This is a genomic window from Oleiharenicola lentus (genome assembly GCF_051660365.1).
GTDB classification, from domain to species: domain Bacteria; phylum Verrucomicrobiota; class Verrucomicrobiia; order Opitutales; family Opitutaceae; genus Lacunisphaera; species Lacunisphaera lenta_A.
Window position 1 is genome coordinate 86,196 of record NZ_JBOZXB010000003.1, and the last position, 21,922, is coordinate 108,117.

Here is a 21,922-nt window from a genome sequence, read left to right on the forward strand (position 1 = left end):
GAATATGCGATGGGATGCCCCGAAAGCGCGGTTTTTCAGCGTGTGCTGATAGTTGTGCTGCAAAGGTAGTGCGCCCCACCTTAAATAGTTGTTTTCGAAATTCCTCCAATTGTTGGCAAAGTAGTTCGAATCTCTCCGTCCCGACCATTGACTGGAAGTGACAATGGTCGACTAGAGGTGACAAATACCCTCACCAAAACCAGTTCTGAGATTTTTCAGGGCAGTCAGAACGGACAGCGAAGGACTGCGAATGTCATCAAAAGACGGGAAAAGACCACGTTTTGTGCTGTCAGTTGTGCTGCACGAACTCCCTGTCGCGAGTTAAAGATTTTCCGCCTCGATGCTTTGCGCGGCAAAGGCGAGAGAGTTTTGAACTCTTTGCTTCAGAATAGGCCGCAATTTTCGAGGGCACTACAAATCTCGATTCAACTGCGGCAAACTTCATTCTTCGCACCACGAACGCACGTTGACGACATCTCGGTTTACGTCGATTCGCGCCGCCTTTCGGCACGTGTCTGAATTGGTTTTCAGTTGCGCGAATTTTTTTCGAGGCCACCCGCAGAGCCCAGAAAGTCCCGTCACCAGAATTTTTCCTTGGCGTAACCCGGCTGTCACCCAGCAATCGAAATAGCAATCGAGGCAGGCGCACCTGTCCCATTTTTTCTAGGGCGCATGCACCAATCCGCTTTTTCATTATTCGTTCTCCGCGCTCCGTTGAGTCGCGTTTTTGCCCTGTCGCTGGCTTTCGCCACGCAATCGGCCTTTGCTCAATTTAATCCCGGCCCCAATCCTGTCACGGGCACCGTGGGCGCGCAAACTTTGACCGGTGGCACGGGCACGGTCGCAGTCGGTGGCATCATCAGCACTGCAGGTTCGACCGTGGCGCTCGGAATGAGCGGCACTTCCACTCTGGTCAACAACGGGACGATTCGCCAAACCGGCACCGGCCGCGCCATTGATAGCAACTCGGGAACTGCCAATCTCACCGTCACCAACACCGGCCTCATTAGCACCGTCAGTTCCGATGCGTTTCGCGTCAACACGCCTGCTTCGAGCGTCACCCTGACCAACAGTGGCTCGATCCAAGTCACCAACGGTGGCCAAGCCATCGACTGGGCCGCGATCACCACGGGCAGCAACACGCTGAACAATTTGTTAGGCGGCGTAATTTCCGCAGTGGGCGACGATGCGGTCCGTCCGGGCACCAACGGCGTCGTCAACAATGCCGGCACCATTCAAGCCACTCCCTCGGGCACCACTGCCCCGTCCGGCAGCGATGGCATCGACCTGCGCACATTCACGGGCATCAGCGTGACGAACACCGGCACGATCTCCGGTCGTCACGGCATCGCGACCGACGGAGCCAACGCCGGCCCGTCCACGTTCACACTCAACAACAACGCTGGCACGATCACGGCGTTGAACGGCTCCGGCCTCAACATTGACGGTGTCAGCACTTCTGTCACCGCTACGGTCACCAACGCCGCCGGCGCGACGATCAAAGGCGGCTTGCTCGCCGCTTCCCTCGAAGGCGACGGCGACGGCATCGACGTCGACGGAATTCTCACGCTCACCAATTCCGGCGATGTGCTCGGCTTGGGCGCCAAAGGTGGCACCAACAACGCGGAAGGCGTCGCCGCAGGCGGTGGCAGCATCACCAACACCGCCACCGGCCAGATCATCGGCAGTTCGCTCTCGAGCGACGCGCCCAACGGCGACTCGCTGCGCGGCGGCAACGGCATCTTGATCGATGACAGCAACGGCGGCAACGCTCTCGCCGTCACAACCGTCACCAACAGCGGCCTCATCCAAGGAAAAGCGGGCTTCGCCGTGAAACTGATCGGCAACTTTGCCGACACCGTCACCAATAGCTCCGGCGGCACGCTGCGCGGCACCGGCGCTGGCGCCGTCCTGCAAACCGGCGATGGCGACGACATCGTGACCAATAACGGCACGATCCAACACGACACTTCCGCCGTCGCGGTCAGCCTTGAAGGTGGCAACGACACTTTGAATTACCAGTCCGGCACGATCACCGGTGCAATCGACGGCGGCTCGGGCGCGAACACCCTCAGCCTCGGCAACGGCGTGACGCACAACTATGCGACGCAAAATTTTCAAACCATCACCGTCGCGTCCGGCAGCGCTTCGCTCACTGGCACAGTAAGCGGCACAAGCCTCACCAAAACCGGCGCGGGCACGTTGCAACTCACCGCGGCCAACGACTACACGGGCGGCACTACGGTTTCCGCCGGCATGCTCCGCGTAAATAATTCCTCAGGCTCCGCCACAGGCAGCGGCAGTCTCGTGCTCGCAAGCAACGCGATCCTCGCAGGTTCGGGCATCATCGGCGGCAGCGTCGAACTTTCCGGCCTCGTCGTCCCGGGCAACAGCATCGGTGAACTGACCGTGAACGGTGACGCGACGTGGAACGGCTCTTCGGGCAATGCGTGGCAATTCGAACTCGGTCTCGCCGGTGCATCCGATCAATTGATCATCGGCGGAAATTTCCTGCAAGGCACGGGCAGCGATTTTACTTTCGACTTCCTCGGCACGGGTGCTGCGGCCACGTTCATCCTGGTCGATTGGGATAGCAGCACGACTTTCACCAGCGCGAGCCAGTTCAACTACACGAATCTCGCGAGCGGTTTCACCGGCGTGTTTTCGTTCAATGGCTCGCAACTCGAGTTCACCGCCAGCGCGACGGCGATTCCCGAGCCCAGCACCGTCGCGGCCATCGCAGGTGCCGCCGTGCTCGGCCTCGCACTCGTGCGCCGTCGGTGCCGCAAGGCCTGAAACTTTCCTTCCGTGCCTTTCATCATGTGACAAAATTGTGACGCCCTCGGCGTGTTTGAACACTTCGCGCCGGTCGACGTCTCTGCTCACGTGTAGCTTTGGTGTAGGTTTGCCTAAAGGGCCGCCACAGGGGTGTGGCGGCCTTTTCATTTTCCTAAACAGGAATGTAACATCGCTTCGGTTGCGAAACTGACTGAAGCCGCCACGCTCGGGTTTCTTCTCCCGTGATTCCGATCCTCACTTCGCACGAAGCAAAATTACTCTATTCCCTGCTCGACGCCGCCGATGATGACGGCCGACTGGACAACTCGCCATTCAGCGCGGTCTGGCAAAGGTTGAAAAAGGAAACAGTAAAATTCCGTCCCGCAGATCGCGCTGAGCTCTTTCAACTCTTAACCGAGATTGAGAAAAAAGGGCTGCTCGAAAACACGTGGATGGAAGAACACTGGCTGCGCGTGAAAAATCGCGTCGACCAAAAACCGATGGCGTTTTCGCCCACGTCGCCTCCCTTCCCGGAAAATATTTCCTAGTCGCGCACCTCACGAATGAGCGCCGCATAGGTTTCCGCCGGCCGGTCGCCATCGGGATCGGTGAGTGCGCGCTCCGTGCCGCGCGAGAAATCGATCGCATACAGTCCGAATCGCGGCGTGAACGTGCCCCACTCATAATTGTCGAACAGCGACCAGTGCAGGTAACCAATCACGGGGACCCCGTCGCGGACCAGCTTGCTGACTTCGCGCACATGCAGCCGGAGAAATTCGCTGCGCGTGATTTTGTCCCGGCGCGGCCGACGGCCATCCGCCCGGCGGCGCAGCGCCATGCCGTTCTCAGCGATCAACACCGGCCGCTGGTAATCGCTCGCGTAATGCCGGCAAAAAAAATCCAGCCCCCTCGGGAGCACGCGCCAGTCCCACCATTTGCTGGTTACCGTGGCGAGCATCCACGAGCGAAACGATTTGTTCTTAAATTCGTGATCCCACCACACCGGCAGACGAAAGGCGTGCGCGGCGAATGGATCGTAATAGTCGATCGCGATGTAATCCATCAACCGAGCGCGCGGCGACGCGTAGAGCGTGTCGAGAAACGAGGAAAAGATTTCCGCCGAAAATAACTTATACCCAAACCAGTTGCCCAACCGTTTCGCCGCTGTGCCGAAATAAAAAGCGATATCGCGGTGCAAGGGCAGCCGCGCCTCGCGGAACAGCCGGTCGAATTCGCGAGCTCGCGCTGCGACATGATCCTCGATCTGATCTCGCGCGATCCCCCGCTCCCGCGCGCAAACCAGATCGAGCAACACTTTGTCTGACCAGTAAACGTCGCTGCAGTAGTTGTTGAAGGTTACCTGCGGAGGCGCCCAGCCATTCTCCGCGTAAACATCGTGCACGGCGTTATAAGCTAGCACATGCGCCCGCAAAAGCTGGTTGTAAGCCTGCATCATCACCCGGGCACCGCGGTGCGGGCCGGCGGGAAACTGCCGCGCGAGGTAGGAGTTGAGCACGAGCATGTTTGGCTCGTTGATGGTAATCAGCCAACGAAGCGGCTCCGCGAGCGCGGCGTTGAGGAACATGATCGTCGTGCGGGCAAACGAGACGAACAGTTCCGGCGTGCTTTCTTCCAGCCACGGATCGGGGCCCAGCCAGGCGGGATGGACGAAATGATGCAACGTCACCACCGGCTCCAAGCTGTGCGCGCGACAGGATTTCAGGATGCGCGCGTAATGTTCGAGCGCGGCCCGGTCGAACACGTTTGGTCCCACCGGCTGCACGCGACTCCATTCCACGCTCAGGCGAAACGCAGTGAGCCCCAGTTCCCGACAGCGCGCGAAGTCTTCCGGAAAACGGGTCCAGAAATCCGCCGCATTTCCAACCGGCGCGACCTCGCCCGCACGCTCCGCTTCCGCCCAGTTGGTCTCGGGTTCACCGGGACGATTGTAGCCACCTTCCGCTTGATAAGCCGAAATTGCGACGCCCCACAGAAAATTCTTCATCGGCCGGCGGCACGGGCGGCGGCTTGGGTCATCGCTTCCCGTTGTTCAGATTCCAGAGCGACTGTGGGCAGACGATCTTCCAACAATGTCGCGACGACCTTACGCGCCGCGTGCGGCCGCCCCAAGACTTTCGCGGCTTTTCGCATCGCGATCAACCGCCCCGGCGAGGCGAAGAGTTGATCCAGTTTAAACGCCAGCGTCGTGAGTTCGTTGCAACGGATGGCCGCACCATTTTCCAGCAAGTGATCGCTGTTGCGTTCTTCCTGCCCGGGAATTGGCGCGAACACCGCGAGCGGCAATCCGCACGCCATCGCTTCCGAAGTCGTCAGGCCGCCGGGCTTGCCGATGTAGAGATCGCTCGCGTGCATCAGTTCGTGCATGCGGTCAGTGTAGCCAAGCACGCAAAATCGTTTCGGAAAATCACGCGCCGCCGCTTCGACACGCTCCCGAATTTCCGGATTTTTTCCGCACACGACCCAACATTGAAACGGGTGCTGCAACTCGTTGAGTCGCTCGACCAGCAGTTCAGTGGGGCCGACCCCGAGCGCGCCGGCGGAAAGGAGCAAGGTCGTGCGCTTCGGATCCAGTCCGAAACTTTTGCGGATCGCCGCACGGTCGAATTTTTCAGCAAAGACCGGATCAATGGGAATGCCCGACACCGTCACGCGCTCAGGCGGGAGCCCGAGCGCTTCGAGGTGGGCTTTGGTTTCTTCCAGCGCCACGAAGTAACGGTGAAAGCAGTGGGTCAGCCACATCGCATGACAATCGAAATCCGTGACGGTGATCGCATGCCGCGTCTGAATTTCTCCTTTTTCCAGCAGGTGCGAAATGATCCCTGCCGGCATGAAGTGCGTGCAAACGATCAGGTGCGGTTGAAACTCACGAATGAATTTCACCAGACTCCGCGTGTTCAGCCGGTCGAGTTGCGTCCGCACCGCCTCACCTTTCCACGGCTCGTCGCTCGCCCGATAAAACCAGCCCAGCACGCTCGGAGCCGAACGCACAAGTTTGAGGTAAAGCGAAGAGTAGAATTCACGAAATAGTTTGTTCGTGAATTTCAGGGCATCTTCGTGGACGACCTCGGCGACGCGCGGATCGCGGGAAAATTCTTTTTCCAACGCTTGCGCCGCGCGCACGTGGCCGGTGCCGGCACTCGTGGAAATGATCAACACCCGCTGTTTTTCCATGCGCACGCAATAGGCGGTTCACGAGCCCGATGCCAGCTTGAGGACGGCGCGTAACCCCGTGGCACTCGATTGTAACATTTGCCGCAGACCAAGTCGGTTGCGCCAGGTATTGCTTCCCGCCAATTCACCGAAACGTCACCCACGTCCCTTGCGGAAGCGCTGTGAAAATTAAAAATCGCGCCCGATGCTCCCCGCCCCGCCATCGCCCCCCGGCACCACCGAAGATGCCGCCGAACAAAACCAGCTGCTGACCGAATCCCCTGAACTCGCTTCACTCGTCGCCCACGCAGAAAGCGTGCCTGCGGACATGGCCCTCTCGGACGTGCAGTTGAAGTTCAAACACTCCCGCGAGGATTTTTTTGCCATCATCGAATCGGATCGCGTCACCGGGCTCTGTTCCCGCGCCAACGTCGGTTTCATGCTTGGCTCGCGTTACGGGTTTTCTCTCTACGGCAGCAGTCCGATCATGACCGCGCGCGCGCCGCGTCCGCTGATATTTTATCCGAACACTCCGTTGCGCGACGTGTTGGACACGGCCTTATCCCGGACTGGCGCGGAGTTTTTCGAAGACGTGGTGCTCGTGGATAAAAACGGCGGCTTGATCGGTCTCGTGCCGGTGCCGGGACTGGCTCGTTTGCAGTCGCAGTTGTTCGGCGCGCAATTGTCCCGGGCCGCGCGGCAGGACGCGGAGTTGCGGCAGCAAAATCTCGATCTCTTCCAGATCAACCACCAGCTCCGGCAATCGGAAGGCCGCTACAAAGTGCTTTTCGAAAATAATGCCCTCGGCGTCGCCATCCTGAATGTGCGCGGCGACTTGCTCGCCCACAACCGCCGCCTCGAGCAACTCCTGCACTTTTCTGAGAACGAAGCGGCGACGAGCAATCTGCGCCATTGGCTCGCCGCGACTGATCAACCGGCGTTCGCCAGCACGTTAAACAAACTTGAGCGCCAAGCGCCCAACGGTGAGCCCATCGTGGCGGAGTTCGCTTTCGAGCTGCCGATCGGACCGCGCAAATTCGAACTGCATCTGAGCTGGGTGACCGAGACCGGGCAAATTTGCGCATTCCTCGAAGACGTGACGCAGGAGCGTCAGCTGGAAAAGCAACTCGCCCAACGCGAAAAACAAAACCTGCTGGATACACTGGCGGCCGGTGTCGCCCATGAACTGAACAACAAGCTGACACCCGTGCTCGGCTTCGCGGACTTGTTGCAGCACTTGGTGCCACCCGAACTTCGCCGGCACACCCAGTGCATCCAGTCCAGCGCGGAAGAAGCCGCCGCGATCATCCGGCAACTGCTTAATTTGTCCAAACCGAGCTCCGCCAAACGCGAAATTTTTGACGTGCGTAATGTCGTCGACGAAGCGGCGACCATGCTGCGTTACCAACTGCGTGAAGCGCGCTGTGTGTTGGACTGGGCGGCACCCGACAAGGAGGTGCGCGCCGAGGGTGACTTCACCCAGTTAAAACAAATCCTGATCAACCTCATCCTGAACGCACTCCATGCGATGGAGAAAGCGCCGAATCGCTCGGTGCATCTCTCGCTGGAGCCGCGCGATGGCAGTGCGTTTTTGCAGGTGCGTGACACGGGAGTGGGAATCAGTCCGGAAAATTTACGCCGGATCTTCGATCCATTTTTCACGACCAAAGGGCCGAAGGGCACGGGACTGGGCTTGAGCATTTCCGCGAGCATTGCCCGGCAACACGGCGGCGAAATCAGCGTGACGAGCGTGCCCGGCGAAGGCGCGACCTTTGTGCTGCAACTGCCGCTCGCCTCGACCACCGAAGTATTTCCGCTGGCCTCACCGAGCATTTCCGCCGGGAATCGCACGCTGTCGGTGGAGAATCCGCAACGCATCAAAGTCCTCGTGGTCGATGACGAAGAGTTTGTGCGCCAGTTTATGCAGGAAGCGCTTCGCGTCTGTTTCGGCTGCCAAGTGGATATCGCCGCTGATGGCGACGAAGCCATCACGGCAATCGGGGCATCGCGTTATGATCTCGTGCTCTCGGATGTTCGCATGCCGCGACGAAATGGCTTCGAACTCAGGGCATGGATCCAGCAACATCAGCCCGAGCTCGGCCAACGTTTTATCTTTGTCACCGGCCACGCCGGCGACATGCACCTCGACCTCGGTCTTGAAAACATCTCGTGCCCCGTCATCCGCAAGCCCTTCACGATCGATAGCATTCGCGCTATCTGCCGGCCCTACTTGGAACGCGCGGGCACGGATTTGCGTTAAGAAGTTATTTCCTGCTCGAACTGCCGGCGCAGGCGCTCAGCTGACACGCGCAGCCGCAACACCCGACGCAGGAAACCGCGATTGCGCGGATGGTAATAATACTCCGAAAGCTCCGTTCGGAAATCGCTGTGGAACGCGAGCCCGCCGACGCCGTTCACAAAATCATAATCCGGCAAAAAATAATCGCTGTTCCACAATCGGAGTAATCCCCGCGCCAGCCAGGCCTGCGGATAGAGACTCCGGCGAAACACCGTTTCGTCAAATTGAGCGGGATCGATTTTCTCACGCTCACAATAAAGCTGTCGGAATGTTTTCATCGAAAGAGAGGTCAGGTGTTAAATGCAAAAGCTACACGCGGGCAGCCAGCCGGAACGGAGCGCGACCGCGTCGCGTCGTGTTCTTAAAAATATCCGGCGTTCCGATTCGTTCCTTAATGGGCGTGCAGCGCACCACCTTACCTCTTTTCGGGTGAAGCAACCACAGCGTAACCGCATATCCGTCCCGATGCTCGAGCGAAACTTGGATGGCCGGGCCTTTGCGGCCGCTCGCAGCGGACACCACATTGACGACGCTCAGAATAGCAATTCCGCGCCACAGCTCGACTCGCGCGCGGCGACGAAACGTTTTTTTTAACAGCGCGTGCAGTGCCTGCGGCTTAAGCGGATCGCGCGCCGCATGATCCGCTCCACTCAAAACGACCTCGCCAGTCGCCGTAAGATAGCCGCCAAACGGACAGAACTGGGGGAACTCCGCGAGCATCCTGGATGCAAAAGGCACTACTTCTCGCAACAGGCGTTCCAATTCGAATCTCTGGGTGAGTTCGGGCATGGGAAATAATTTTACCGAGCCACGCCTGCTTCAGTCGGTGCGACGTTCTCGGTCTCGTTTTTTTTCTCTTCGTCGTCCTCTTCCTCGCCGCCACCGTAACCAATGACTTCGACCGTGATGATCGAGGGCAAATCCGCCGCGGGTGCCGGAGCCTCTTTCGACTGCGCCGTCTCGGTCGCCGCACTCGAACTGGCGGCTGCTGCGGAGGCCGCCGCGGAAATCGGCGCGATGTTTGGCGCGGCGGGCGGCGGCGGCGTGCCCGCCACGCTGCCGCCGGCGTTGATGTTCGCCGCGTTCAACACGACGCGCGCGGCGATCTTCACATTGCCGGACGAGCGGATGCCCGCGTCGCCCGCATCCACGGTGCCGACCGGGGCAATCAAATAGATGTTACTCGGCTTTACTCCGCTCACGGTCGCGAGCGCGCCGATGCCAGCGCCGGTCGCCAAACCGGCGAGATCGTTTTGCACGTCGGCGCTTTGCGGGTCGATCAGCACGCGCGTGGGCGGGGCTGAGGAAACCGTCTTCGATCCGCTGCCCGCCGCGATATTGCCCCACGTCGACCAAAGAATTTCGTCACCGCCTTTCAGCGTGAAAATGCGTGACGTGCCGACCTCGATGCTGTCGGCGGCAAAGATATCGATCTGCCCGCCGCGTTCCGTCAGGATGCCCTGATCGGCTTTTTGCGCGTCGGTCGCGCGACCCACCGTGACCGCGCCGCCCGGAATCAGGAGCGAAATACTGCCACCTTCCGACGACCGAATCTGCCGCGTGGGCATGGAAATGTTTCCGCGCCACGGCCCCGTCAACGGTCTCACCGGCGGTTCCGTGAGGTCTCCCTTGGTCTGTTCGTTCGCGGGCAACGGACTGTCCGCGAACAACGCCGCGATCGCCGCGAGGCCCTGCGCATACGTGCCGAAATTCGGGCTCTTTTCGTCGTCGCGATCGATGCCGGTGTCGCGCAACACGCCGTAGAATACTTTCACGAGCCAGGTCGCCTGCCGCTCCGTGAGCGGTTGATCCGGCACGTAACCGAAAGCGCTCCAGATCGCGTCCAAATTGGTTTCGCTCCGACCCATGGCGGTGGCGAGTTGCGGCAGATAACGCACCGCCGCCTGCCCGGCGGTCGCCGGGTCGAGGAACTGTTTGATAAACGCGCTGAAACCCAGGCCGGTGGTGGCGAGGCCGGGCGCGATTCCCTGATTCGCCGCCAATGTGGTGTAGATACTACCGACGCCCGCGGCAGCCAAGATGTCTGCGCCCGCACTTAGTGGCAGGTAGGGATTGCGCGACGCGCCGACGCTCGTGATGCCCGCAGCTGTGCCGTCGCGCGTGGCCCGATTGCCGCTGCCGAGCACCAGGTTGCGACCGGCGATCACCTTCAATTCACCCGGGCCGGAAATCTGAATGTCGCCCGTCGTGGGATTGCCCGTGCCCGCGCCCGTGTCGCCGGCGGTGCCGGGCAGCAAATTGCCAGGTTGCTGCGCGGCGAGGCGCAACGGTGAGGCTGGCGCGTAGGCCACGAGATCGCGGCCCGCCATCACGACCGTCGTGTCGGTGCTGCGGACATTCTGCACGTAAAGCGCGATGTCCGTGATGTCGTGTTCGGCGACGACGCGCGCGGACTTGGCCGAGTAAAGCGTGAGGCCGGAAATATCGCCGTCGGCGGCGTAGAGGTGCACCGGGCGCGAGTCGGCGGCGTGCAGCGGGCCGTTGACGCCTTGCGCGTTCGGTGTGGTGCCGTGCAACGCGAGTTTTTCCTCGAGGCTGAAGTTGCTCTTCCCCGATTCCGCGAAGAGTGCGTTGATCGCGTTCAGCAACGTGAGCGACGTCGTCGGCGTGTAGGTGCTGAACGAAATCGGATTCATCAATCCCGGCAGGCGCGCGGGCGAGGCGTCGGAAAGGTTGATCACCGCCGAGCCCATGACCGAGATCACGTTGCTCGCGCCGTTTTCGGCGATGCCGTTCAGGTTGCCTGCCGCGAGCAAATCGATCGTGCCCGTCGGCGACGGCGCGAGCGTCAGCGTGCCACTCACCGTGATATCGCCGCCAAAGGCCGTGGCCCGCAACGTGGCCGGCTGGACCGACGCGACGGTTTGGAAAGGCAGGATGGCCGCCACCGCCGAGCCGGAGGTCACGTTCAAACGCAGCCACGGTTGCGGCGCGGCCGCCGCCGTGGTCGCGGAGGAAAGCACGTTCCCATACCAGGAGCCGAGCCACGCCGCCGAGCCCACGGAATTGGCTGACGAACTGTCCGGGCGGCCCTGCAGGAACACGTCTCCGCCTAGCGAGGACACGTCGACGGTGTTGCCGGGATGGAACGTGGTGAAATAAGTTTTTTCGTAAGCGCGATTGTTCGCGCCCTGTGGCAACCAGAAAAGGTTGGCCACCTGGCCCATGCGCACATCGCCCGCCGCAGCGACGCTGACCTCACCTTTGCCGAGGAAAATCGTCGTGGGTAGCCACGTGATCGGGAGGCGGCCGTTGTTGCCGAAAGCCGAACGCGTCGCGTTGGTGGTGATCTCGCCGCCCGCCTGCAAGTCGATCGCGCCGTGCTCCGCATAATAAATTCCACCGTCGATGTTGCGACCGGCCGCGATGCGCACATCACCGCCGCCGAGTTCGACGAGGGTCGCGAGATTCGGCGCGAGCGGGGTGCCCGTCGCGCTCTTGCCGGGCATGCGCGCATTCGTGGGCGAGGCCGCGTTGACGTTGCTGATGTCGCGGCCCGCCGCGAGACTCACATGGCCGCCGCCGAGCGCGCCGACGTCGCCGAAGAAATTGCTGAAATCCACCCACCACGACGTCGATTGAATTTCCGTTGTCGGTGCCAGCGAGGTTCCCACCGGCAGCAACGCGGCGAAACGCCCATCCGAACCGACGGTGCCGCGACGATAGAGCCAGTTACTCGGCAGGCCCTTGCTCGAATCGGCGCGCAGCACGGTTCCGTTCAAAATATAGCGCGCGATGTCGCCTTGCGCCGTGATCAAAACATCACCGCCACCCTGACTGTATTGCGCGGTGCCGTAGGGCTGGAGCGCCTGCACACTGTCGCGAGCCACATTGAGCAGGGGCAGATCGAAGTCGTTGAGGCCGGCCACGGATGCCGGGTTCGCGACCGCGCGGCCGGCGGTGTAAATCGTCGCGAGCGGATTGAGCAGGCGCACATCGCGCGCGGCGGCTACCTCGATGTCGCCGGAGCCGGTGCGGATCGTTTGGAAAAATTGCGGGATGATCACCGAACGCGCCACGGCGGTGCCGGCCGTCGTCGTAGGCAGCGCGGGACCGCCGTTGCCGACTACCACCATGCCGTTCGTTGCGCCGATCTTCGAAATTGCCTGCACTTCGCGTGAATCCGCCGACGTGTAATCCGCGCCGCCGACCAGGCGATACGACCATGACGCGAGACCCGCCGGCACCGCCATGCTGCCGACCGGGGCGGTCGCGCGCAGCAGCGGCGCAGTCCACAACGGCATCGTGACGTCGGTCGATTTGGTTGCATCGAAACCATCGCTCAAACTCGCGCCATGCGTGAACACGAGATTGTTGGCGGCACGCAACGTGAGATAACCGGGCTGTTGCGCCGCGCCGAATTTATACGCTGCGAGATCCCACGTGTTGGCCAAAGTGAGGTCGCCCGCGAGTGCCGTGGTGAGCACGGTGTTGGTAAGCGTGCCAAGCGTGATGTCGGGCGTGAGCGCCACCGTGAACGCGCCGCTGCCGCTCACGTAAGTCACCGCCGTGCTCAAGGCCGTCGCGCCAGCGTTGCGGAAGTTAACCGCGATCACGGGATTCGTGTCGGAGGTCGACGCGATCGTGGTGCTCGCGTTGGCCGTCGTGAGGGCCGACGTGGTGCCATCGGCGAAGGTGAGCGTATATTGACGACCCGTGGTCGGACGCAGACCCACGCCCGTCGGCAGCCCGCCCGGGATCGCGACGTTAGTGAAAATACCGACACCGGGCTTCAGCGAAAAATTCATCACACCCGTAGTGCGCGTCATCGTCACCAGCCGGTGCGTGATCGCGCCAGTGGCGGCGGTGTGGTTCACGATCTCCGCGCCCGGCCGCACTTGGAAACGCGTGTCCGCCAGCAGGCCCGCGTCCACGCCCGCGAGAAACGCCGTGCCATTGTTCAACACTTCGCGTTTCACCGCAGTGTCGATCAATCCGCCTGAACCGACGCGCGTCACGCTGCCGCTCGTCGTCACCAAACCATTGCCAAGGGAGACATCGAACACGCGAAAACCTTCGAGCACGATCGACGATGCACCGTTCACGCGATCGCCGAGCGCGGCAAATTGAGCTCCGCTGCCGAACGCTGCCAGGCTTTCGCGGATGTGCAGCACGCCCGTTGCAAAATCCGGACGCGTGCTCACCGGCACCGTGCCGCCGCCGGCGAGGAACATGTCTTCCACCGTGAAACGATTTTTCACGCCGAGATCGATTTGCGCGCCAGCCTGAACGTCGACGCGCGCCGCTTGGTCGAATTGCGCCGCCGTGCCGTTGTGCGTGTAAGCGCCGGCCGAAAGATTCACCCGACCGCCCTGCCCTGCGTTATCGAAAGCATAGCCTGCCGCCGACAACCACGATCCGGCTGCGAGCACCACATCACCCGCAGCCGAAAGCTGGATTACCCCGCCCGCTGGATTACTGGGATCGAACGTGGTCGGCATTACGTTGCTCGCTGACGCTCCGGTGAAACCCGATGCATCAATGCTGCCCGTGACTCGAATGTCGCCCGCGTCGGCCGCGACCGCGAACGTGTGGGCGCGCGCTTTTCCGTCCACGAGCACATCGCCGGTGCGCACGCGAAATTCCTGCGCGCGCGCAAAGCCGCCCGCCTGCAATTCCGTCGTCAGCGCCGACAAACTATTCGCCGCATTGGTCGCGCTGGCGGGAATTGCACTCGCATCGAGACTGAAACTGCCGCCCTCCCCGCCTGACCCCGCGCGCCCGACGAGCGTGCCCGCCGCCAGTGTCACTGTGCCGAGCGGTGCCGCGATAGCGATGTCACCCGCGGAACCGCCGCCGGTCGGCGCACTCACGGAAAGTGAGCTCTTCGCTGCGACGACCACGTTACCTTTTTCCGCTGTAAGCGCGATGCTGCCGCCGTCCGTAAATTTGGAGAGGTCGTAAAATTGCTGGCTCGTTCCCGCGACATCGAGTGCACCGGCGGCGAGCACCGAGACATTGCCCGTCGTCGCCGTCACCGCGAGCGACCCGCTGGGTAACGCGATTTTTGTGCCGATGTCCACTGAGCCACCGGCGAGACTCAAGCGCGCGCCCAAGCCTGGCTCGATCGTCGTTTTGCCCGCGCTGGTCGGCGCGCGCAACGTCATCGCGCCATCCGCGGAGAGCGCGTAATTTTTCGAAGCCGCGCCGGAAATCAACGGCGTCGTCACGGCCAGCGCGCCGTTCGCGACATTCAACGCGCCATCCTGCAGGAAAGTCAGCGCCGCCGTGGCGTTGATGGTGACATGGGCAAATTGCCGCACCGCGAGAGAATTATAAGTCAGTTCAACCTGATCAGCCGCGACCACGAGTTCGCCCGTGCTGACCGGCGCCACCGTCGAGGCAGGCGGCGGCGTGACTCCCGCAACATTGCCAAACGAAACTGTCTTTGCCTGCAACGTGACCTTGCCGGTTAAATCGCCACGCAGCACACCCGCATTGAGTCGCAGCGCTTCGAGATTCGCCGAGCCGAGCGTGCCCGTGCCGAGCAAATCGAGCGATGAATAGCTGACGAGTTGCAGGCTCCGCGCGCCACCCAGAACATTGGTCAGCGTCGCCGGCCCGAGATCGAGACTGCCCGCGATGGCCGGCGCGGCATTCGCATCGAGCCGCACGCTGATTGCGCCACTGGCCAACGCGATGCTTTGCGTGCCGCCGAAACTCAGATTCGGGGCGAGGTCGAGCCGTTGGGTAGAGTCGAGCACCACGCTTGCACCCACCGTGCGCGCCCCTGCACCGATTGTCAGCGTGGGACTCGCCAAGCCCGCGACATCGGTGCGGAACAGATTGGAGGTCACGCTGCCGGCGCGCACCATGACGCCATCGGAAACCGCAAAGGTCACGGGCCTCACCACGGTATCCGTCGAACTCGAAAACTTGATCGTGCCCGCGCTGTTCAACGTGATCGACGCCCCCGCCGGCACCGTAAACGCATTGGCTAAGAGTGGAGTTGTCGCGAGGAACGGGACCGTGGAACCGTCCGCCAGCGTGACGACGCCCGCGCTGGTGGAGGTGAGACGTCCATTCCCCGGCGTGCCCTGCGGCAAAAGTATCGGGACGCCGCCGCGCGTGAAATCCAGCGTATCGCCGACGAGCCCGAGTTCCGCGCGGCCTTGCAAAATTAAATCGTCACCCGCCACGGCGGTCTGGCCGGTGCGGCCAATCTCGGCGTTGGCCGCGACCTCCATGGTTTTATTGGCGACGAGAATCACATCGGTGCCGGCCAGCGGCGCGCCGGCGTTGTCCACTTTGAGATTATCGGTAACGACGGAAACGATCGTGCCCTCGATCGTTTCGGTGCGCACGCCACCGACCAGCAAACTCGCGGCGCCGAATGCACTGAGTTCCGTCGCGTCCAACACGAGCGGCGGTGGCACGAGGTCGTTGACCGTGCCCAGCGGCGCAGCGGCGGCGACTGCCGGCGTGGCGATGACAATGTCGTTCGGGCTGGCGATATCGACGAGGCCGCCGCGTCCACCCGTCGCGGCCCCGGTTTTCACCGCGCCCCGCAAACTCAGGCCCGTTCCCACCAGCAAAGAGAGTCGGCCCGCATCCATCGGCAGGCGCGGCGCGACCGCGTCGGCGTTCGTCGCGACGTCCGTGAAAAATTTATTGGCCTCGTAATTTTCATAGCGCGAGCGCGCCAGCGCCACTTTCTGGGGCGCAATTTCGTAGCGCGCATACACAGACTGGTTGCGGCCTGCCGGATCGAAGCCGTTGAAACGATAACCCGACACCACCACCGAGCCGTCGGTGCGTGCAGCGTTCGCGGCTGGACCCGCCGTGGCGGCATTCGTCGTCGGCGTGACCAGGTATGCGCCAGGCAAAAGCGCGTAGCGCGCAGGCAGCAAGGTGTAGTCGCCGGCCGGCAAATCGCCGCCCCCAGCCAAATGGATTCGATCACCGACGGAATAATTTAACGCCGCATTCGCCACCACGTAGCCCGGGTCACTGCCGAGCGTCAGGAGCGCGTCAGAGCTGCGGTTAAACGGCGCGAAGGGCGCAAAGTGATCTGCATAGGCCGCGATCTGTTTCGTCGCATCGCCGGGCAAAATCGCAAACGCGCCGCTCGTCGCGCCCAACGTGTCGCGCGTGCCGCCCGCGCCGGGCACAAAGCGATACGCGAGCAATTCGCCGCCGCCGCCGAGATCGATCAACGCATCCGCGCGTCCGCCGCTCGCGGCCTGCAGGTCGACCGTGTTTGCGGACAGCGTGATGGATTTCGCATTCGGCCCGATGTTCGTAATATCCACGCCCGCCGGGTCGATCCACGCTTCGCCATTCAAATTGATGCCATACGGCACGATCATCGCCTGCCCTGTCAGCGGATCGACCGCCGACACTGAAGTCACGCTGCCCGCGGCAATCGTGAGGCGCGACGTCGTCGGCAGCGCGAGGCCCGAGATCGGTTCCACGCCGCCTGAGTTGTCGCCGAGATTAATCCAGCCCAACGGCGCGCGCAACACGCCGCCTTGGTCGATCTCCGACGCATAAATCGAAAGGCTGCCGCCCGCCGACAACGGCAGCGCAGGCAACGCGCCCGGCGCTCCCGCGATCGTGACGCGACTCGCAGTGACGGTCGCATCTGGCGCGACCCGATCAAAGGTGGTGATGGAAAAATCCGTCGCGGTCGGCGCATACACCTGCCCCGCTTTCAACGTGAGATCCGCACTCGCCACGACCTGGCCGTTACCGCGAATCGCGCCCGCGGTGGTGCCGCCCGCCGTCGCATCGAGCGTCACTTGATTCGCGCCTCGCAAAAGCAGCGAGCCGACATCGATCAAGGACGACGCTGTGACGGTCAAACGCCCCTCGCCCGTGGTGGGCGCGACGCCCTGCCCGAAAGGATTACTCGGCGCGACGCCCGTCGGGGCGAGGAACGGACTGCCGATCGCGACGTAAGGCGCGGTGATCGCCAGCGTGGCCGGCACGACGTTGCCGTTTACTGTTTCAGGCTGCCATGACAACACGCCGCCGTCGGCAACCGCGATTTGCCGCGACACGGTCAGCGCCACGTTGCCGTGCACCTGAGTCGCGCCCGAGCCCACCGACAGTTGCAGTGAACCAAAATTTCCCGACGTGAAACGATCCGCGCCAAACCAAATCAGGCCCAGGCCGAATTGATCGCCAAAAGCCGCACCCGCGCCAGTCCTGATCGTGTTGCCGATTCCCGCATACACAAATACCGGGGCACTCGCTGTCAGGCTCAGCACCACGTCGGACGGCTTGGTGCGCGTGGAGCCGTCGGGCCGCACCGCAGACAAATCATAATCGCTGCGCTGCGAGTCGACGATCAATTCGCCGCCTTGTCCCGCGAGCCCGCCGGCCGTGCGTCCGCCCGCACCGCGCAACGTCGCATCGGTGAACAACATTCTTTCCGCCTGCAAAGTGATCCGCCCGCCGTCGCTGGCTTTTTCCACTTCGGTCAAACGTCCAGCCACGCCCACGGCCACCGAGGGATCCTGCTCGGCGGCGGCAACCCAGATTTTCCCAGCCGCACCGGAAACATCCAGCACCGCGCCGCGCTCTGCGACGATGTTGCCGGTGAGCGCGATCGTGCCGCCCGCCGCGACATCGGTTGCGCGATAACCCGTGGCATCGGCGGAATAAGTGATCGCGCCCGCCGCGTTCAACACGGCGGCGCCACCGAGATGCAGGCCCGGCGTGAAAAGATAACGGCTGTCGCCCCCTTGCGTCACCGTGATCGTGCCGCCGGGAGTTTCCACCCGGCCGAGCAACTCGACGTTGCCGCCGCCAAAAGTCACGCTGCCGCGCGGATCAGTGCGCACGACCGCACCGCCGCCGAGCACAAACCCGGTGTCGTTGAAAATATCCAAACCATTCGCGTCTTGCAGCGCCGCGCCCGCACGGAAAGTCAAGCGCGCGGCACGTCGCACCCCCTCGGGCGCGAGAAAAGTGCCGCCCCCCGGCAACTCCGTCCAACTGCGCACTTGCGGCGCCACCACGGTGTTGGCCGTCACCCAGAACGATGGCATGTTCAACGGCGTCCGCCCCGTTGTTACGCCCAAGCTCGTCAGCGAAAAAGCCGCGAAGCCGCCTTGGTTGAAAAATTCCGGCGCCACCAAAAATTGTCCGTTGGTGGCATCCGTGCGATTGACGACACCCGCGTTGAGCGCGCCGACACGCACGGAGGGCGCCTGGATCGAAAGCGATCCGCCATTGCGGCCCGTGCCCGCATAGCCGCGCAATTCCGCGCCGAGCGAAAGATCGCCGCCGAGCACCGCGCCGAATCCACTGCCCAGCGCGCGACCGCTGGTGAGCGCAATGCTGCCCGCGTTGGCGTAGGAAATTTTATTCGCGCCCGTGACCTGCGCTCCGCCGGACACATCGAGCACACTGCCGGTAGCGAGTGTCACATCGTTGCCGCTCAGCGCGATTGCTCCGCCAGCCGTCGCGAGCGGGGATGTGCCGGCCTCCGCCGAGCGTGCGCTGTCGTCCACCAGCAATCCGGCCGTGGTCAGCCGCGCGCCCGTCGCGATCGAAATATTTCCACGCGTTGCATCATACTTCGGAAGATCCGCGGCTTCCACCGCGCCCACGCTGCGTTCCAGCGCAATTTTCGCCGCCGCGGAAGTCGACACACCGTAGGCTTCGAGACGGATCGAACCGCCAGGCGCCGAGATCGTCGCGCCCTGCTGCACCGTGACATTTCCCGCGAGCAGACTCAGGCTGCCAGCGGGTGCGAGCGACACCGTCGTGCCGGCGGCCCCTGTGATGCTGCCGGCCTCGGCGCTTTCGCCGGTGTCGTCGTCGCGATTATCGATGCTCACAATTCCGAAGCCGCCGCCCGTTGCGCTGAAGAGCACCGGATCCAAATCGAGACGGTAATCGCGTTGCGTCGGGAAAAGATAATCCGCCGTCACGTTGTAATTGTCCGCTTTCGGCAACGTCGACCCGGAGCGAATCACGATGTCGGCCGGGTTCGGCGAATACGCGCGGAAATCGAAGTTGCCGCCAATGTCGGCCAGTTGCGAGCGACCCACAGTGAGCGAAAATTGCGAGGCCACGGGGCGGCTGAGCGTGGTCAACAGCCAGTTGTTCACTCCAGCGACGGACGGCCTCGCGGCGTTCGGCGGATTCGCGGGCTGGTAATTCGGCGCGAGCGAACGCTGGAGCGGGCCTTCCAGCGTGGTGCCACGAAAACTGCCGTCGAGCGCCACGACCGGCGCCGTGATGGCGAGGCTGCCGCCGTTGCCGCCCTGGCGATAGCCCTGCTCAAAGACCCCGCCGAGCGAAAGCGGATCGGTGTGCGTGGTGGTCACGCCCCACTTGTTGTCCGAAGCCGTCGTCTTGCCATCATACACGCCGTCGTAAACGCGCGTTGGGTCGGCCGAGCCGATGCTGTAAAGGTGACCGTTGGCCGTCATCTGGGTCGTGCGCGTGACGCCGCCCGCATAATCGATGAATCCACCCGAGACATCCACGGTCGCGCCCGTTTGCACGACGACCGGCCCGCCGGCTTGCAACGAAACCGATCCGCCATCCACCGACAGTTGGCCGACCGTGTGGGTGGCGAGGCCAATCCAACCCGCCGTGTCAGCGAGGCGCGTGCCGACCCACGTGTAGCCGCCAAAACCGTTGTTGAGGGTCTGATCCCATTCGCCGTGCTGACGCACATCCACCTGGATGGTCTTGCCGCGCAACGGCCCGTCGCGCTGCACCGGCGAATCCGCTACTTCCGTGCCGCGCAATTCCACCGTGACGATATTGTCCGTCACCGATGCCGCGACTTCAGTGAGCCCGGCGACGTCGACCACCGAGCCCGTGGACAAATAAATCTGCTGGGTGCCGGCGGAGTGCACGAAGCGATACGCTGTGGAGCCGGGATTAAACCATGAGCCGGCGCGTAACGAAACGCCTGCGCCGAGCGACGCACCATCGGCACCGAGCGCATTGCGCGTCACTGTGCCGCCAGTGGCCAGCACGAGTGGCTTTGGCACCGACGCGCCTGGTGCGAGCAGCGTGGCGTCCTTTGCGAAATAGATCGAACTCCCCTGCACGTTCACCTGCGACGGCAGCGAAAGGTCGCCGGCGATTTCATCTTCGCTCCCGAGTTCCGGCATGATGCGCAACACACTGCCCGCCCCGAAAGTCACGGCGCCTGCGTTCGCGACGGCGGCCGCGGTCGGATCGTTGCCGACATGCGATTGATAATAAAACGGCAACGCTACCGTAAAATCCGCCGTCGCGTCGACCGAAGGGTCATACTTGGGATTAGCCACCGCGTTGTAGCCCGCCACGAGATCGACGCGCCCGTTGTAAGACACCGACGTGCTGCTCTCGATCACGCCCGCCTGCTGCACTTGCGCGCCGGTCACATACACGCTGCCTCGCGGAGCGTTGATGAGGCCGAGCGCATTGAGTCCGCCGGGATTGGTCGTTGGGTTGCTGAATGCCGTGTTACCCGCGACGCCGGGCGCATCGAGGCCCGCGATCGTCGCGCGGCCCGCGCTGGGTTGATTCGACAAAAGTCCGCTCGCGATCTTGCCGACGAATACGTCGAGGCCGCGCAGGGTCGGGTCCGAACTGCGGTGAGGCGAGAAGCCCACTTCCAAACCGGCGGCGATGATCGTCTGCCCGTCTTCCGTGGACACGGTGCCGGCTTGGGTGACGTTCGGGCCGAGCAACGCGACGCGTCCGCCCACCTTGTCGGCGGTGGTCGGCGCAGTGAGTTGCGCGCCAGCTTGCACAATGACGTCGCCGTAAACTCCGCCCGGCGCAAACGACGTTTGTTCCGGTGCGAGGCCGGTCTCCGACGCCACGGCCGGATCGAACGCGCCCGTCGGGCCTTTCCCACCGCCGTTCTGCGGCAGCGCGGAAAAGAGGAATTGTGCGTCGGGATTGTTAAGCAGGCCGCGCTGGATGAGGTTGTAATTGATCGGCAGCGACGAAGCGACGAGGCCGTGCGTGTTCACCTGCGACGAGCCGCCAAAAAGAATACCGTTCGCGTTGAGCACGTAAATCTGTCCGCCCACTTGTTCGCCGCCCTTGGCGTCGGGCGGGCCGATGGTTTTCAACGCGCCGAGAATCTGCGTGGGGTTGCCGCTCGGGTCGCGGATGTAATTGAACGCGATCCACTGGCTTGCATTGGCCGCACCGGCGCTCTGGTCGAACACGAGCGTGGTGTTTTTGCCGATGTTGAAACTTTGCCAGGTGAGCAACGCCTGCTGGGCCGTTTGCGTAACGGTGACGGTGCTCGTCGTCGTGCCGCCGGCGGTCTGCGTGACGGCGGTGGGCTGGTTCGCGCCCGTCCACGGCGAACGCGGGCCGGCCGACGCAGGCACGAGACCACCGGGTTGCAGGTAGCTGTTTACCGGGACGTCCGGAAGATCCGGGCGTAATTTATTCGGGCCGGCGAGCGCGAGGTTGCGCGCGGCCGCCTGCATGGCGCGCACCGCTTGCAATGCCTGATCGGTGCGCGCGAGGCGTTGCTGCGCGCTCTGGATCGGTGCACTGGGCGCGGGCTGTGCCGCATCGGCGCCATCGACAATCGGGCGGGCCGGCGTGCTTACGGGGACGCGCGCAGTGGGCCGCTGAATTTCGATCGCGTGCACAGGCGAGAACACGAGCATCGCGCTCACCAGCGCAACGAGGGTCATTCGCGCAGGCAGGCAGCGCGCCAGATAAAGCGCA

The 21,922-nt window shown here is 62.9% G+C and carries 9 protein-coding genes; 3 read left to right on the forward strand and 6 right to left on the reverse strand.

The features are described 5' to 3' along the window. Positions 1-289 precede the first annotated feature (289 nt). Positions 290-694 carry a hypothetical protein gene (locus ACRRQW_RS19720; protein WP_438483345.1) on the reverse strand — a complete coding sequence of 135 codons (405 nt, stop codon included), beginning with the start codon at positions 692-694 and terminating at the stop codon, positions 290-292. Here ACRRQW_RS19720 and ACRRQW_RS19725 point away from each other — a divergent pair. Together ACRRQW_RS19725 and ACRRQW_RS19730 are read left to right on the forward strand one after the other, a co-directional pair. After that, complete coding sequence (locus tag ACRRQW_RS19725; protein WP_438483346.1) at positions 673-2,796, forward strand: beta strand repeat-containing protein; 2,124 nt, start codon at positions 673-675, stop codon at positions 2,794-2,796. The genes ACRRQW_RS19720 and ACRRQW_RS19725 overlap by 22 nt on opposite strands. A gap of 224 nt (positions 2,797-3,020) precedes the next feature. Beyond that, positions 3,021-3,326 (forward strand): hypothetical protein, encoded by a 306-nt coding sequence (locus ACRRQW_RS19730; protein ID WP_438483347.1) that lies wholly within the window; start codon positions 3,021-3,023, stop codon positions 3,324-3,326. Here the strand turns inward: ACRRQW_RS19730 and ACRRQW_RS19735 are convergent. Next, positions 3,323-4,783 (reverse strand): glycoside hydrolase family 1 protein, encoded by a 1,461-nt coding sequence (locus tag ACRRQW_RS19735; RefSeq protein ID WP_438483348.1) that lies wholly within the window; start codon positions 4,781-4,783, stop codon positions 3,323-3,325. The two genes, ACRRQW_RS19730 and ACRRQW_RS19735, sit on opposite strands and share 4 nt — an antisense overlap. Further along, positions 4,780-5,970, reverse strand: coding sequence for an MGDG synthase family glycosyltransferase (locus ACRRQW_RS19740; RefSeq protein WP_438483349.1), 1,191 nt, complete (start codon positions 5,968-5,970; stop codon positions 4,780-4,782). Before ACRRQW_RS19740 ends, ACRRQW_RS19735 begins: the two co-directional genes overlap by 4 nt. A 184-nt stretch (positions 5,971-6,154) precedes the next feature. On the opposite strand from ACRRQW_RS19740, the gene ACRRQW_RS19745 reads away from it, so the two are divergent. Next, positions 6,155-8,209, forward strand: a complete 2,055-nt coding sequence (locus ACRRQW_RS19745) for an ATP-binding protein (protein ID WP_438483350.1) — start codon at positions 6,155-6,157, stop codon at positions 8,207-8,209. Here the strand turns inward: ACRRQW_RS19745 and ACRRQW_RS19750 are convergent. From ACRRQW_RS19750 to ACRRQW_RS19760, 3 genes are read right to left on the reverse strand one after another with little or no spacing between them, the layout of a single operon-like run. Further along, positions 8,206-8,526 (reverse strand): hypothetical protein, encoded by a 321-nt coding sequence (locus tag ACRRQW_RS19750; RefSeq protein ID WP_438483351.1) that lies wholly within the window; start codon positions 8,524-8,526, stop codon positions 8,206-8,208. The two genes, ACRRQW_RS19745 and ACRRQW_RS19750, sit on opposite strands and share 4 nt — an antisense overlap. A 31-nt stretch (positions 8,527-8,557) precedes the next feature. Beyond that, on the reverse strand, positions 8,558-9,037 hold the full coding sequence (locus ACRRQW_RS19755) for a hypothetical protein (RefSeq protein WP_438483352.1): 480 nt from the start codon (positions 9,035-9,037) through the stop codon (positions 8,558-8,560). An 11-nt stretch (positions 9,038-9,048) separates the two neighbouring features. Next, a complete protein-coding gene (locus ACRRQW_RS19760) occupies positions 9,049-21,888 on the reverse strand; it encodes a filamentous haemagglutinin family protein (RefSeq protein ID WP_438483353.1) in 12,840 nt (4,279 codons plus the stop codon). Positions 21,889-21,922: the final 34 nt, after the last annotated feature.

What these genes read in the sequence shown, in the direction of transcription:
- ACRRQW_RS19725 (WP_438483346.1), top strand. Translation starts at nt 673, where the DNA reads ATGCACCAATCCGCTTTTTCATTATTCGTTCTCCGCGCTCCGTTGAGT.
- ACRRQW_RS19720 (WP_438483345.1), bottom strand. Translation starts at nt 694, where the DNA reads ATGAAAAAGCGGATTGGTGCATGCGCCCTAGAAAAAATGGGACAGGTG.
- ACRRQW_RS19735 (WP_438483348.1), bottom strand. Translation starts at nt 4,783, where the DNA reads ATGAAGAATTTTCTGTGGGGCGTCGCAATTTCGGCTTATCAAGCGGAA.
- ACRRQW_RS19740 (WP_438483349.1), bottom strand. Translation starts at nt 5,970, where the DNA reads ATGGAAAAACAGCGGGTGTTGATCATTTCCACGAGTGCCGGCACCGGC.
- ACRRQW_RS19745 (WP_438483350.1), top strand. Translation starts at nt 6,155, where the DNA reads ATGCTCCCCGCCCCGCCATCGCCCCCCGGCACCACCGAAGATGCCGCC.
- ACRRQW_RS19750 (WP_438483351.1), bottom strand. Translation starts at nt 8,526, where the DNA reads ATGAAAACATTCCGACAGCTTTATTGTGAGCGTGAGAAAATCGATCCC.
- ACRRQW_RS19755 (WP_438483352.1), bottom strand. Translation starts at nt 9,037, where the DNA reads ATGCCCGAACTCACCCAGAGATTCGAATTGGAACGCCTGTTGCGAGAA.
- ACRRQW_RS19760 (WP_438483353.1), bottom strand. Translation starts at nt 21,888, where the DNA reads ATGACCCTCGTTGCGCTGGTGAGCGCGATGCTCGTGTTCTCGCCTGTG.